The organism is Streptomyces sp. NPDC001315 (genome assembly GCF_042896175.1).
Taxonomy (GTDB): domain Bacteria; phylum Actinomycetota; class Actinomycetes; order Streptomycetales; family Streptomycetaceae; genus Streptomyces.
The window spans coordinates 18,186-32,176 of the sequence record NZ_JBIAWZ010000016.1; the positions used below are offsets into that span (position 1 = coordinate 18,186).

The window sequence follows — 13,991 nt, forward strand, 5'->3', positions numbered from 1 at the left end:
GCACAACAAGAACTTTTTCGGCCATACCAGGTGACGAAAACCCCCGGGGCATCTAGGCTGCGAAAGGTGCGGGGGCGGACGGTGGGCACGTCACGAGCGTGGCCGTCTGCTGTCGAGGGGCACACACCGGGCGTGTGGCAGGGCCTGCCGCGCTGCCACACATCGCCGCCCGACGTGCGGCTTCCGGCAACACACCCCCTCGATCGCTCGCCGCGACGGCGAAGAGGACGACGACGTACCCTCGCCATTGGTACCTGGCGCGATCCGTACGGACGCGAGAGCGTCCGGGCCGGGCTGCTTCAGCGGTGAAGGAAGTGGGGGACTGTGGATTCGATCCCGAGGTCGATGGTCGGCCGCGAAAGCGAGCAGGGGGTGCTGTCGGCGTTCGTGACGGACGCCGGCGGCCGGTCCCTCGTACTGCGCGGCGACACGGGTGTGGGCAAGAGCGCGCTGCTGGAACATGTGGCCGACCTCGCGGCGGCCGAGAAGTACAGGGTGATCCGGGCGGCCGGGGTCGAGGCGGAGTCCGAGCTGCCGTTCGCCGGTCTGCACCAGTTCCTGTACCCGCTGCTGTCCTCCATCGACCGGCTGGACGACGTGCACCGCAAAGTCTTCGACGTCGTCTTCGGCAGGAGCGAGGGCACACCCCCTTCGGTCATGACCCTCGGCATCGCCGTCCTCGACCTGCTCTCCCTCGCGGCGTCGCAGAAGCCCCTCCTGCTGGTCCTCGACGACGGCCAGTGGCTGGACGCCTCCAGCACCGAGGTGTGCGGCTTCGTGGGGCGCCGGCTGACCGGCAGCTCGGTGAAGCTCGTCGTCGTGCTGCGCTCCGACCTGCCCTCAGGCTTCGACACCGCCGCGCTGCCGGAACTGCCGGTGACCACGCTGACGGAGAAGGCCTCCGAGCAACTGCTCGACATGCACCACCCGGGGCTGGACCCCCGCATCCGCCGTCTGGTCCTGGACGAGGCCCAGGGCAACCCGCTGGCCCTGCTGGAACTGCCGCCGTACGTACGCGGCAACCGAGCGGGACACACTCCTGAGGAACGGCTCGGGTACACCGGCATCCCGCTGCCCCTGCGCCTGCAGCATGTGTACGGCGCCCGGATCGAGGCCCTCGGCAACGCTGTCCGCGCGGAACTGCTGCGCGGCGCCCTGGACGGTGTCGGCGCCGGTGCGGCGGCCGGCCACACGAGGGGCACGCGCTACCGCATGGTGGACGCCGACGAGGCCGCGGCCTGCGGTCTGCTGGACATCGAACCGCTCAGCGGCGACTTCGTGTTCCGGCATCCCCTGGTGCGGTCGACCGTCGTCCAGATCGCCACCCCGAACGAGCGGCGCGCGGCGCACGCCGTGCTCGCTCAGGTGCACCGTGACGATCTGGAACGGCGGGCCACGCACCTGGCGGCCTCGACGATCGACCCCGACGAGCAGGTCGCGGCCACGCTGGAGGCAGCCGCGGACCTGGCGACCCGGCGGGGCGGCTCGCTGGCCGCCGTGGCCTGGCTGACCCGGGCCGCAGAACTGAGCGAGAGCCACGAGGAACGGTCCAGGCGGCTGGGCAGCGCGGCGTACATCGCCGGGCACTCCGGCCAGATGGACCAGGCGCAGCAGCTGGTCCGCTCGGGCACCGGGCCCGGCACCGACGATTCCCCGGCCTCGGTGATCATGTCGTGCTATGCCGCGTTCCTCGAGGACGGGGACGTACGGTCCTCGCAGCGCGAGGTCTTCGCGGCGATCGAAAGCATGCGCGACAACGGGGTGCGGGAGCCGGACGAGATGCTCTCACGACTGGTCGACCTGCTGCTGGCCATCAACCAGTACGCCAGTGACGAGACCGCGTGGGAGCGGGCTCATCAGCTTCTGGACGACCTGGGCGACCTGGTGCCCTCGCCTTCACGCGTCTACCAGGACTCCTGGGGTGACGTGGTGCGTCGCGGCGCCGGTGTGCACGAGCGGGTGGAACACGCCTTCGCCGGCCTCCACGACCTTGAACCGTGGAATGTCACCTGGCTGTGCGTCGCCGCCTACCACGTGGACACCCTCAGCCAGTACCGGCCGCATCTCCAGCGCGCCGTGGACCGCGAGGTGGAGACGGGGGCCGTGTCCACCGCCATGCTCATGCTGCACCTGATCATGCTCGACCAGATCGCGGTCGGCGAGTGGGACGAGGCCGAGCGGACCGGACAGCGTTGCCTGGAGCTGGCGACAACGCACCGGCTCGGGCTGTTCGTGCATAACATCCAGGCGTATCTGGGTCTGCTGGCCGCTCTGCGGGGCCAAGTGGACCGGGCCCGGGAGCTGCAGGCCGTGGTCGACGCCTGGGCCCGCCCCCGCGGCATCGGCTTCCTCACCCAGATCGCCGACGCCATCGGCACCGCGGCCGCCCTCGCCGAGGGCGACTACGAAGCCGCCTACCTCCACGCCATCGGCATCACACCCCCGGGCTCCTTCGAACCCTACGCGCACCAGGCCTCCCGCACCCTCCTCGACCTCGTCGAAGCAGCCCTCCACACCGGCCGCGCCGAACAAGCCCGCAGGCACGCCCTCGCGGCCCGGGACGCCGACCTCCCCGACATCTCCCCCCGCCTCGCCCTGATCACCTACGGCGCCCTCGCCATGACCGCCACCGACCCGGCCGAAGCCGACGAGATGTACGACCGCGCCGAAAACCATCCCGCCGGCACCGGCTTCCCCTTCGAACTCGCCCGCATCCACCTCGCCCACGGCATCCGCCTCCGCCACACCCAGGGCAGGAAAGCGGCACGGCTGTCGCTGACCCAGGCAGCGGCGACGTTCGAGCGGCTGGGCGCGCCGACCTGGACCGAACGGGCCCGGGCCGAGCTCCGGGCCACCGGCGCGTCCGCTCTCGCCTCCTCGGCGCATCTCGCGGCGCTGACCTGGCAGGAACGCCGGATCGCGGATCTCGCGGCCGGCGGCCTGACCAACAAGGAGATCGGCGAACGGATGCACCTGTCGCCGCGTACGGTCAGCTCACACCTGTACCGGGTCTTCCCCAAGCTCGGCATCACCTCACGCGCCGCACTGCGCGACGCGCTGGGCAAGCTCGCCGGTGACCGGACCGTGTGACCGGCCCTGGGTTCAGCCCTCCCGGGGAAGGGCACGGATGCCCTGCTCGTCGAGCCAGGCGAGCACGTAGTCGGCGACGAAACGCCATCCGTTGTCGATGACCAGGGAGTGCGCGCGGTCCGCGAACTGCTTGAGGTCCGTCGTGGCGGTGGAGTCGCCGTACGCCTTGTAGGCGGCGCGGGTGACGGAGTCCGGCACCAGCAGGTCCTCCTGCCCGGAGATCAGCAGCAGCGGGCCCCGGCCCGCGTTGTCGACGTCCGCCACGGTGTGCGGGCCGCGCACCGCGCCCGCACACCCCAGATCGGCGAGCAGCCGGCGCGGGGCCGGCACCACGTACCGCTCGAAGAGCCGGTCGGCCTCCTCTGCTTCGACGGTGTTCGCGAAGACCTTGTGGAACTGCTCCGGGGACAGGGAGATCAGTGGGTCGGCGTCGTCCTGGTCCGGGGTCCAGAGCCCGGACCGGGGGACGGGCATAGGGACGTCGTTGATGGGGGCGGGTGCGATGGCCACTGCGGCTCGGCCGACGTCGGCGCCTATGAGGTGCTGCGCGATGAGCCCGCCGACCGAGTGGCCGACGATCACCGGCGCGATATCGAATGAATGCACGATTTTCGTGTAGTGGTCCACCAGTGCGTCCAGTCCGATGCCGCGGAACGACCCGGGCGACTTCCGCATCTCACGGGCGGCGGCCCCCTCCCCCGGCCAGCCGGGCGTGAAGGCGAGAAACCCCCGACTGGCGAAGCGCTCGGCCCACGACTCCCAGGAAAGCGCGTGCAGCCACACACCATGGATGAAGACGACGGGAGTACGGTTCACGGCTGGCTCCTCCGAGCATGACGACCACCACCCTGCACCGGCACGCGGGCGACCGTCTCAGCATCGTTCAGGCGCAGGCCAGGGGCGACAGTCGAATGACTTAATGTCGGCAGCCCGCGGCGCCCGCGAGGCCCGAACGCACCGTGGCGCCGCATCACACAGGGTGAACCGAAACGGACAGCTGTCCGCCCCTCGGGCATCGGTCACCGCGATCACCGTCGAAGTCGGTGAAGCCTGACGGTCAAGTTACTTATGTACGACGATCCCGCAGCCGCGAGAGTAGCTCGGGCCAGCTTCCGCCTCAGAGAAGGATCCACTCGTCATGAGCGGCAACCAACCCGGTGTACAGGCCTCCCGAACGGCGCCGTACGACGTTCCTGAGCTGACCTTGGACATCGAGCGCGTGCTGGACGTCTCCGCCCGGCAGGCCATCAGGGCGGAGTTCCGGTTCGACCCGGAGTCCCCCTTGATCGTGTGCGTGGAGTTCCTCATCGAGAACGGCCCGTGCGTCCTGTGGCGGATCGGCCGCGACCTCCTCCAGCAGGGGCTGTACTCGATGAGTGGTCTCGGTGACGTCCAGATCTGGCCGACGCACCCGGAGGACCGGGCCACCGCGCGGCTTCAGCTGGCCTCCGGGGACATGGCGGCCCTGTTCGAGCTGCCCGTACCGCCGCTGGTGGAGTGGCTGGAGTACACCTATGAGCTTGTTCCCGCCGGTCAGGAGCTCGCCGAGCTCGACTGGGACATCGCGACCGCGGACCTGCTCCAGGACCCCACAGCACAGGCCGACTGATCGCACGAAACCGTCCACCGGGCGTTCGACCGGGCCCAGCCCCTGGAGAACGCTCATCCAGCGTCGGCACCACGGTGCCCACCGAGCGGTCATCGAGCGGTCATCGAGCGGAACTTCCGGCGGCACACGACGCACCACCGGCCTCGCAAACGCACGACCGAAGCCTTCACACGGCCACCTCGCCGTCGAACACCCCCCGACCGCGACGCCCCCGTGCCGCACCCGCCCGGCCCATCCTTTCCCGGGAAGCGCCCGCCGTCCGCGCCCCCGAGGTCCACGACTCAGCACTCGGGACGCCGGGCCGCGACGAGGACGGGACCGCCCGAAACCGTGGGGAACGTGCTCGTCTCCTGCAGCCCGAGCGCTGCGAGCTCCTCGCTCATGCGCGCCGTGTCGAAGGAGTTGCCGCCGCCGCGGACCGCGATCCACCGGCCGACGGAGCGGCGCAGCTCGTCGTCGGCGACGGGATTGGTCCCCGCCACCAGCCACGCCCCGGGGGCCAGGGCATCGACGAGCCGGGGCAGCGCGGCCCTCAGCGCCGCCTCCGACAGGAAGGGCGCCGGCAGCCAGACCAGCTGGTAGGCGTCCGCCTCCGACACGTCCATCGCGTCCTGGTGGCGCAGCGACACGCGGGCGGCCACGGCCGGATCCGCGGCGGCGAGCTCGGCCCGCCCCAGATCCAGCGCCCGCTCCAGTACGTCGATGCCCTCCACCCGGGCCTGCGGGAAGCCCTCGGCCAGCGCCAGGGCCAGCGCGCCGACGCCGGTGCCCACGTCGAGGACGCGGCTGCCCTCGGCCGCCAGCCGCTCGGCGCACCCGGCCAGTCGCGGCACGATCTTCCCGGCGAGCGCGCGGCCGGTCGCGGCGGAGGCCCGCCCCTGGTTGAGCAGCACCTCGTCGTCCTGCGCGCCCCAGCCGCCCTCCGGTGTGCCCGGCCCGTCGCAAGCGGCGGCCGAGACAGCCTGCCGCAGCGAGCTGAGCTTCGCCTCCACCGCGCTGCGCGCCGTCGGCGCGTCCGCCTGCTGGAGCGAGGGGTGGACGACGAGGCCGTCGGGGCCCCGGCGGACCAGGCCGACGCTCTCCAGCACCGCGGTGCGCTGCGGATCGCTCGCGAGTACGTCCGCGAGGGGCTCCGACAGCGCCTGCCGCTCGGTGCTCACGAACGCGGCCATGGCCCACACGGCGGCTTCCAGAACGGCCACCGGGTTCTCACCGAGCGGCAGAGCGGGGTTCGTGGGGAGAGCGGCAGGTTCGGGCGATGCGGACATGAAGCCTCCGGAGGAGTGCCGCTACGACATACGTGTCGCGCGTGCACGAACACATGTTGCCACAGCAGGGTGTGAGTTCGGCATGCGAACCCGACAAAAGACGATGTGCTCACACGGCGGGTCCGGCATCGGGCCACGACACGGCGGTGGCCGCGGTGACGGCGATGACTGCGGGGGCCGCGGTGACGATGGCCAGCCGCTCGTCATCGAGCGTGCCCGACGCGTCCGTCGAGCGGTGACAGTACGGATTGCGAAAGTTCGCGGTGTCCGTGAGCATCAGCGCGGAGATCCCGCGGTTCCAGAACGGCCGGCCCTCCACCACCGTGGATGACGCGGTGGGGCCGGTCGTGCCCACCCGTCTCCCGCTCCCGCACGACAGCCGGCGCGATCGCCTTGCCCAAAAACGTGAACCTGCGCGGTTCCCAATCCCGTTGCCTCAGAGAAGAGCCCCTGCGGTCAGGGTGTTCACTGGCTGGCCCGGTCGCAGGACGGGGCGGGCGTCCTCATGCTCTTCCCCGACATGAGGGCGGCCGCTCCACCCCTCCCACCGACCGGAAACGCACCGGGCCTCAGGACTTCGACGTGAGGTCCTCGCAGCCGTCGGCCCGAGCCTCCTCCATGACGGCCCGCAGCCCGGCGGGCTACACGTGCCGAAGGCGGCGAAGGGTTCAGTCCGCGATCGGGCCGGCGGTGACGGCACGGCACGGTACAGAAACTCGAAGCATGTGGCGGCTTCGTGAACTCACCGGCCGACACCAGGTGTGAGCATCCACACCTTCTCCAGGATTGCCCCGTACGCTCCAGCACGGCAGAGTGTTCCAACTGCCGGTCCCGGCAGGCGAATCACTTGCGTCGGTCGCGGCACAACCCAGGCACGAACCGGAAGGAAATCGCGTGAGCCCGATTACAGTCCGGGGATTCGCAGTGGCCTCCGCCACCGCGGTCACCGCCGTCGGAAGCGTTGTCGGCGTTGCCTCGGGCAGCACCGCGCAGCCCAACGACGCCCAGGCAACGGCGCCCGGCACCACGCTCCTCGCGGACATCCCGGCCGGTCACCAGGTCCAGGTGCAGAGCGCGTCACTGACGCAGCAGGCCGACGCGCAGGCCATCCAGGCGGACGCGAGCGCCCGGAAGGACGCCGAGGCAGCCGCCCGCAAGGCCGCCGCCGAGAGCGCGGTCGCGAAGAAGGAAGCCGCGGAGAAGGCCGCCAAGGAGCGCACCGAGGCCAAGACCGCCGCCTCCCGGGACGCCGCCGGCTTCCCGGTGCAGAGCTCCTACACCGTCGCGCAGATCCAGTCGATGGCCGCGCAGCTGGTGCCGGGCAACCAGTTCCAGTGCTTCAGCAACATCGTGAACCACGAGTCCGGCTGGAACATGCACGCGGTCAACGCGTCCTCCGGCGCCTACGGCCTCTTCCAGGCCCTTCCCGCGTCCAAGTACTCCTCCGCCGGCTCCGACTGGCAGACCAACCCGGCCACCCAGATCAAGTGGGGCCTGAACTACATGAACGGCAGCTACGGCAGCCCGTGCCAGGCCTGGACCTTCTGGCAGGCCAACCACTGGTACTGAGGTCCTGCTCGAGGGCGTCCCACCACACGTGTCTCACTGCCCCGCACCTCTCCCCCGCCCGGTCCGAGCCTCGGAGCGGTTAGGCTCGAAAGCAGACAGGTGTCGTGGCCGGAAGGACAGGTATGAGCGGGATACCGGGCGACGTCGGCCCGGCGGAGGACGCGGCACTGACCCGGGCCGCGCAGGCGGGCGACGTATCGGCGCTGGCTCTGCTCCTGGAGCGGCACCGGCCCGGGATGCGTGCCGTGGCGCTCTGCCTGCTGGGGCCGGGCCCGGATGTGGACGACGTGATGCAGGAGGCGGCGCTGGTGGCGCTGCGCCGGATCGTGGACGTCCGCGACCCCGAAGCCGTGGGGCCCTGGCTGCGCATGGTCGTACGCAACAACTGCCGGACTCTGCTGCGCGCCTCGCGACGTGTCGAGCCCATGGAGTCGGTGCCGCTGCCGTCGGACGGCGAGACGCCCGAGCAGGTCCTGCAGAGCCACGCGCTGCGGGACTGGATCTGGGAGGCCGTCGAGTCGTTGTCCCCGACCCTGCGGCTGCCGCTGATCCTGCGCTACTTCTCCACCGGGATCACCTCGTACCAGCAGATAGCCGAGGCCTGCGCGATTCCTGTCGGCACCGTGCGCAGCCGGCTGAACCAGGCACGCGGCGCCCTCGCCCAATCCCTCACCGCGACCGCGGCCACGGCACACGAGGACGCGGTACGCCGTACCGAGAACAGCTGGCACGAGGTGCACGAGACCCTCGCGGCCGCCGAGCGCGGCGAGTTCGGCAAGGTGGTCAAGGACCGCTACTCCCCCGCCGTCTCGCTGCTGACCGGAGGCGAACGGCTCGGCGGAGTCGACCTCCTCCTCTGGGGGATGGACCACGACCTTTCGGCAGGCGTGCGCCAGCGCCCCCTGCACGTGGTGGCCGGCCGGTCCCTGGTCGTCTGGGAGATGGAACTGATCAGCCCTCCGGATGACCCCGACCACTGCCCGCCCGGCGTGGCCTGGATCATGTCGCTGGACGGCGGCCGCTTCGACCGGGTCTCGCTCTACCACGCACCACGCCCCGAGGCCGCCCTCACCCCCACCGCGGCGTGACCTGGATCACACTATTCCGATCGAACTTCCCGGCTCCGGGAGCGTCTTGTCGGTGTTCCTGACACCTGCGCACCTTCACGGAGATCCCGATGAACACTTCCACCACGGACACCGCCCCCCTCTCCCCCGGAACCCACAGCTACCGGAAGGGGGGAATCGTCCAGCGCTACCACGTCCACGGCAACGGCCCGGTGTGCGTAGTGCTCTCCGGCGGTCCCGGCATCCACTGGGACTACATGCGCATGCCCGCCCTCGAAGAGCACCTGACGATGGTCTACGTCGAGCCCATCGGCACCGCCGGGGACAGCCGGCTCCCCTCGCACCCGCACGGCTACACCCGGGACCGGTACAGCCTCTTCCTGCAGACGCTGCTCAACCGGCTCGGCGCACCGAAGGTGCACCTGCTGGGGCACTCGCACGGCGCGTTCGTCGCCGCCTACCACGCCCTGCACCGGGCGGAGCGGCTGGCGGGCGTCGTGCTGTATGAGGGCGCGCCGGTCACCGGACCCGAGCACGGCGCGGAGGCGGGCCGCAGGGTGGAGGCATTCGCCGCGAAGCACGCCGACCACCCCGGACTGCCCGATGTGCTGGCCGCGTTCGGCGCGATGTCGAGCATCTCCAGCGACGAGCAGACCGAAGCGGTCGCCCGCGGTGTGCTGCCGTCGTACTTCGCCGACTACTGGGGCAACGAGGAGCGGCTGGCCCCGTTCCGGGACGCGGTCCGAGCCACGTACATCTCGGGTCTGGATGAGGACCTCACGCCCGATGTCATCGACGACCGGGTCGCTCTGAAGGGACTGGAGGTACCGGCTCTGGTCATCGTGGGCCGCCACGACGTGATCTGCGGGCCTCGCTGGGCGTTCGAGATGGACGAACTGATCCCCGACTCCCAGTTGCTGGTACTGGAACACAGCGGGCACATGGGGCACGTCGAGGAGCCCGAGCTGTTCGCGGACGCCGTCCGTGACTTCGTCCTGCGGACCGCCCCACGGGACGGTGCCGCGTAGCCGACCGCAGGCGCCGCAGCCCGTGCGCCGGCCCACTCCGGGTCGGCGCACGTGAACCTGGTACCGGTTCTGCCTCGTGCTGGTAGCGGAGGTCTCCGCACGTCCCGCGAGCAGGCTGTGACGTGACGTACCGCCAAATCGCCTCGAAGAAGCGTCAGGGCGCCGATGCTATGGCCACCGAGCCGGACTGCGACCTTGGGGTCTTCGCACCCGGCTTCTTCGGGACGATCGTGCGCGGGTCGACGGCCTCGCCCGGGGCGCCCTCGCGGTAGAGGCCGTCGGGCAGGCTGTCGCGGTCATGCGGAAGCAGGAAGAACACCCGACGCTTGTACAGGCCGCTGTCCGGGTCGGGAGAGGCGTCCTCGTCCAGCAACGCGTAGCCCACCATGCGCCCGTCGCGCGCGTACGGCGGCTTGGTGTTGCGCCGCCTGGTCTTGTCCAGCGCCTGACGGACATAGTCCAGGCTTTCGAGGTTCTCCAGCCACACCACCTCGTCCTCGTGGATGAGGTCGCTCTCGGTCAACAGCGAACTCATGGCTGCAGCCCCTCCTTCGTCGGCGTGCTCCCCGGCCATGGGGCCATGGCCGGACATCTGTCCGTGTCGCTCCGGCCCGCTCGCCGCCAAGTGACGGGCCGCTCTGTCGGGGCCACCGCATGCGGGGCCCGACCACCATCGTAGAGCGCACGACGACGACGGTGTAGGGCACGTGGTGTGGATGTCTGATCTACGACAGCCGTCATGCGTGCTCCAGCAGGGCGATTCCCGGGTAGTACTTGCGGCCATTCGACTTGATCATGTCGGTCGGCGCGGTCACGCCCACCTCCTGGCGGACGCGGTTCGCGAAGGCCCGGGGAGTCGCCGGCCGGATCCCTTCACCGGCGTTGCACCAGGAGCTGTACTCCGAGTACAGCAGCCCCTGCTCCACCCGCAGGTCCTTCCCTGAGTCGCCGTCCCGCGTGCAGCATTCGGCCAGGAAGCGGCCGATGTGGTCCTCGGTGGTGGCGTAGGCCGTCGTGGCGATACGGACCCTGTCAGGGCCCTCCAGCGGGTCCCTGGTGCGCAGATAGCGCTGGGCCCCCGCGATGAGCCACTGGAGGATCCCAGGGCCCTCGTCGCGGACGAGCTCGAGGGCGAGGTTGTCGATCCTGCGGTGGGCCGGGACCGTCCGGGTGAAGGGCAGCAGCCGGATACGCCGCCAGAAGGCGAAGCCGCCGGTGGAGACCTCCGGACGATGGTTTCCCAGCAGCCACAGGTGGTGGGTCGGGGTGAACGAGAAGTAGTCCTGCCGCATACGACGGGCCTTGATCTTGTCGCCGCCCGTCAACAGCCGGACCCTGGCCTCGTCGAACTTGTCGTTCGGCTTCAGCTCGCTGCACACGATCAGCCGCCGCCCGTGCAGTTCGGTCAGCTCGGTGGAGTGCTCCGAGAAGGCGCCCCGGTCCATCAGGAAGCCCGGCGGGGCCGCGTCCGCGTAGTCGCCGAGGATCTGGATCATGATGTCGAGCAGCACGGACTTGCCGTTCTTGCCTTCACCGTGCAGGAAGGGCAGCACCTGGGCTCCGACGTCACCCGTGATGGAGTACCCCAACAACAGGTGCAGGAAGTCGATCATCTCCCGGCCCTCGTCGTCGTCCCCGAAGGTGTCGGCGAGGAAGCGGTGCCAGCGGGGGGTCTCCATGTCCTGCGGGGCGACGCTGGTGGCACGGGAGTGGAAGTCACGGGTGGGGTCGGCCTTGCGCAGATGCCCGTTGTGCAGGTCGACCACGCCGACGGGGGTGCACAGGGCGTAGGGATCCCCGTCCAGCCTGTCGGGATCCACGGAGATGTCCGGCGAGGCCTTGGCCTGCGTCAGAAGGGCCTTCAGACCGGTGGTGGACAGCGTGCGCCGCCTGTGCTGCGCGAGCTCACGGTCGCTGAAAACTCCGCGCGGGTCGGTGCCGGGCATGTCCTCGGCCATCTCCCCCGCGGCCCACAGCGCGGCCTTCTCCCCTCCCCCGCGCTTCCACCGGTAGCCGTCCCACGCGAACCAGCCCAGGCCCTCAACATGCCGGAACTGGTCGTGGTGCAGCTGCACGAAGAGACGGGCGTTCCCGCGGTCGGAGAGGGACGGAGGCAGCGCTGCCGAGGGACCGACGCCCGGGACTGGAGGGGCGGCAGGAGCGCCTATGGAGCCCTGTGCGGGCAGCCGGGCGGGGCCGCGAACAAGGTCCGCCGCCTGGAGGTCGAGCATCTGCTGAGCGGCAGCCTGCGGGTCAAAACGCGGCGAGCCTTCGGCGCTGCTGCTCATGGACGTCCTTCGAGGTGAAGAGGGCGGACGGACCCTACGGCAAGGGCGTCGTCAACGATCTTTTCATTCCGGGACTGCTGCCAAGGGCGGGCATAGTGAGCGACACGGACAAGTCGGTCGCGGATGGCAGCGTGCTCGAGATGCCCCGCTCCGACCAGACCGCCGGCCGTGTAGGCAGCCCTGTTGAGCTTCTCCGAGAACCCGGTCCCTTCCGAAGCGGCGGCACACTCCGCGACCACGGCGATCAGAGGGTCGATGACCTGATGGGCGGCAGCCGGCCGCCGGGAACGGCGCGCGGCAGGGACCACTGCCGCCGGACCCTCGGGAGGAGCAGCCGGAGCCGGCCTCTCGATGACATGTCCCGTTCGGCGGAGTTCCTCCCGAAGCCATTCCGGCAGCACGGCCGGGTGCCGGGCGGTGCCCTCCGCACGGTAGACACCCTGCGACATACGTGTGCCCGGGGCAATGATGTAGCCCCCCTCGGCCCGTACGTCGACCTGCCAGGCGAGCGCCGTGTTCCGACCGGAGCCGGTCGAGCACCGGTAACTGACGTCCGGTTCGGGATTCCGGTACCAGACGTGCAGGCCACCGGAGGGCGTACGCACGCGCAGCGTGCTCTCGTCCTGCGCGGGATCCGTCTTCCCGCGGAAAGCGGCCAGCAGCGCCAGTGTGTCGAAACCCGAGGCCAGGCCGTCCAGCTCGACCTGCTCGGGAATGGCGATTCCGGGGAGCAAGTGTGTCCTGTCCGGAACAGACACGTGGTGGGCGTCGATGTCGATCACGACGAGACCGGCGGGGCCGCAGGCAACACCCACGCCGGCGGCCGGGACGTCGCCCCACCAGCGGTCGATGAGCCCTGGATCGGTCGTGGCCGAGTGGAAGCCGTGGCAAGGACGTCCTGCGGGGATACAGGGGCAGGAAGCCGGATCGTGCCTGCCTGCCGCCGGGGAGCCTGAGCAGGCAGGACAGTTCCCGACAGGGGTCTTCCGGCCCGGGGAGAGGGGATGGACCGGCCAGCCCTGCGCGGCACACCATCGTGCGACGGCCTGCGGGATCGTGGGCGCGACTGTGGCAGCACTGTCGCGGTTCTCACCTTCGCGCGGCACGGGAATCGTCCTCGTCACTTCTGTCTGCCCGATCACTTCACACACCTGACGTGGCGGCAACCTCGCCAGGGACCGAAGGGACTCTGATGCGAAAAGAGTGTACGGCCCACGATCACAAAAAGAAGTCTGTCCGACCGGCGTGCCGTTTTCTATCAGGTCGCTGGGTCCCTTGGGTCCCTGGACTGACGGTCCGTCTCCCACCCTAGGGGCTGAAGGGACCGAGGAGCAGGATGGGTTCGGGCTCCTGCGGGGCGGACATACGGCCGATCCGGTCCCCGACAGGGACGGAAAGGGTCCAGGGACCGAACGACAGGGCCTGAACGACACGGCGGTCCCTGGGCAGGGACTGAGCATCACTGCAGGTCAGAGCCTTTTACTCTGCTGAATCAGGGACTGTAGGGACTCAACGTCGCCATTATGAGCTGTACTTGAAGTGTGTTTCGTATACGCGCGTGCGTACGAATACATCTCTTGTCTACGTCATAATTGCGTTTTTCAGTCCCTCCAGTCCCTATCCGAGGGTGGAGAACCCCTCTGACCTGGGAAGATGCCAGGGACGGAAGGTCAGGGACTAAAAGAGCGAGGGTCCCTGCCACAGACCCTTTGAGTCCCCGGGCAAAGGTCTGTTCAACCTCTGCGGCAAGCTCGACCCCTCGGACCGTCGTTGTCCGGTCCCTTACGGGGCGTGCCGAGCCTGCCCCCCGGGCCGCGCGGTGGACTTTCAGTCCCTGAGGTCGTTGCCTCGGTGTGGGCTGGCTGTAGGTGCTGCAGGGGATTTTGCGCAGGCAAGTTTCCTGCAGTTGAGGTCGTCCTGTTTCGAGACGCCGCTTCCGACTGACATCGTCGAGGTCCTGACTCCCGGTAAGAGTCCCGTGAGGCCGCCTGCCCCACGAGGTGGTCCTGCAGGCTGGACGTCTTCCTGAGAACGTCAAGAGTTGTGGCTACGGCCTTCTGGACTGGATGCGG

General features: G+C 69.9%; 11 protein-coding genes. 5 read left to right on the forward strand and 6 right to left on the reverse strand.

Annotated elements, in window-relative coordinates; genetic code table 11:
• Positions 1-345 precede the first annotated feature (345 nt).
• Entirely contained in the window at positions 346-3,090 is a 2,745-nt protein-coding gene (locus ACFY16_RS31930) for an AAA family ATPase (RefSeq protein ID WP_390650780.1), read from the forward strand.
• A 12-nt stretch (positions 3,091-3,102) separates the two neighbouring features.
• Here the strand turns inward: ACFY16_RS31930 and ACFY16_RS31935 are convergent, their stop codons facing one another.
• A complete protein-coding gene (locus ACFY16_RS31935) occupies positions 3,103-3,906 on the reverse strand; it encodes an alpha/beta hydrolase (RefSeq protein WP_390650691.1) in 804 nt (267 codons plus the stop codon).
• Positions 3,907-4,228: 322 nt separating this feature from the next.
• Between ACFY16_RS31935 and ACFY16_RS31940 the strand changes: the two genes are divergently transcribed.
• The gene (locus ACFY16_RS31940; protein WP_390650692.1) at positions 4,229-4,699 is read left to right on the forward strand and encodes an SsgA family sporulation/cell division regulator; all 471 of its coding nucleotides are present in this window, start codon (positions 4,229-4,231) and stop codon (positions 4,697-4,699) included.
• A gap of 281 nt (positions 4,700-4,980) precedes the next feature.
• On the opposite strand, the gene ACFY16_RS31945 is transcribed toward ACFY16_RS31940, so the two are convergent.
• Together ACFY16_RS31945 and ACFY16_RS31950 are read right to left on the reverse strand one after the other, a co-directional pair.
• The gene (locus ACFY16_RS31945) at positions 4,981-5,967 is read right to left on the reverse strand and encodes a class I SAM-dependent methyltransferase (RefSeq protein WP_390650693.1); all 987 of its coding nucleotides are present in this window, start codon (positions 5,965-5,967) and stop codon (positions 4,981-4,983) included.
• 109 nt (positions 5,968-6,076) lie between these two features.
• On the reverse strand, positions 6,077-6,322 hold the full coding sequence (locus ACFY16_RS31950) for a hypothetical protein (protein WP_390650694.1): 246 nt from the start codon (positions 6,320-6,322) through the stop codon (positions 6,077-6,079).
• 539 nt (positions 6,323-6,861) lie between these two features.
• Between ACFY16_RS31950 and ACFY16_RS31955 the strand changes: the two genes are divergently transcribed.
• From ACFY16_RS31955 to ACFY16_RS31965, 3 genes are all read left to right on the forward strand, one after another.
• Positions 6,862-7,536 (forward strand): transglycosylase SLT domain-containing protein, encoded by a 675-nt coding sequence (locus tag ACFY16_RS31955; protein WP_390650695.1) that lies wholly within the window; start codon positions 6,862-6,864, stop codon positions 7,534-7,536.
• Between the two features lie 122 nt (positions 7,537-7,658).
• On the forward strand, positions 7,659-8,624 hold the full coding sequence (locus ACFY16_RS31960) for an RNA polymerase sigma factor (protein ID WP_390650696.1): 966 nt from the start codon (positions 7,659-7,661) through the stop codon (positions 8,622-8,624).
• Between the two features lie 89 nt (positions 8,625-8,713).
• Positions 8,714-9,631 carry an alpha/beta fold hydrolase gene (locus ACFY16_RS31965; protein ID WP_390650697.1) on the forward strand — a complete coding sequence of 306 codons (918 nt, stop codon included), beginning with the start codon at positions 8,714-8,716 and terminating at the stop codon, positions 9,629-9,631.
• A gap of 154 nt (positions 9,632-9,785) precedes the next feature.
• Here the strand turns inward: ACFY16_RS31965 and ACFY16_RS31970 are convergent, their stop codons facing one another.
• The 3 genes from ACFY16_RS31970 to ACFY16_RS31980 form a co-directional block, all read right to left on the reverse strand.
• Positions 9,786-10,166: a DUF6009 family protein gene (locus tag ACFY16_RS31970; RefSeq protein ID WP_390650698.1), complete on the reverse strand. Its 381-nt coding sequence runs from the start codon at positions 10,164-10,166 to the stop codon at positions 9,786-9,788.
• A 202-nt stretch (positions 10,167-10,368) separates the two neighbouring features.
• Positions 10,369-11,919, reverse strand: coding sequence for a phage/plasmid primase, P4 family (locus ACFY16_RS31975; protein WP_390650699.1), 1,551 nt, complete (start codon positions 11,917-11,919; stop codon positions 10,369-10,371).
• Positions 11,916-13,379: a bifunctional DNA primase/polymerase gene (locus tag ACFY16_RS31980; RefSeq protein ID WP_390650781.1), complete on the reverse strand. Its 1,464-nt coding sequence runs from the start codon at positions 13,377-13,379 to the stop codon at positions 11,916-11,918. Before ACFY16_RS31980 ends, ACFY16_RS31975 begins: the two co-directional genes overlap by 4 nt.
• Between the last annotated feature and the right edge of the window lie 612 nt (positions 13,380-13,991).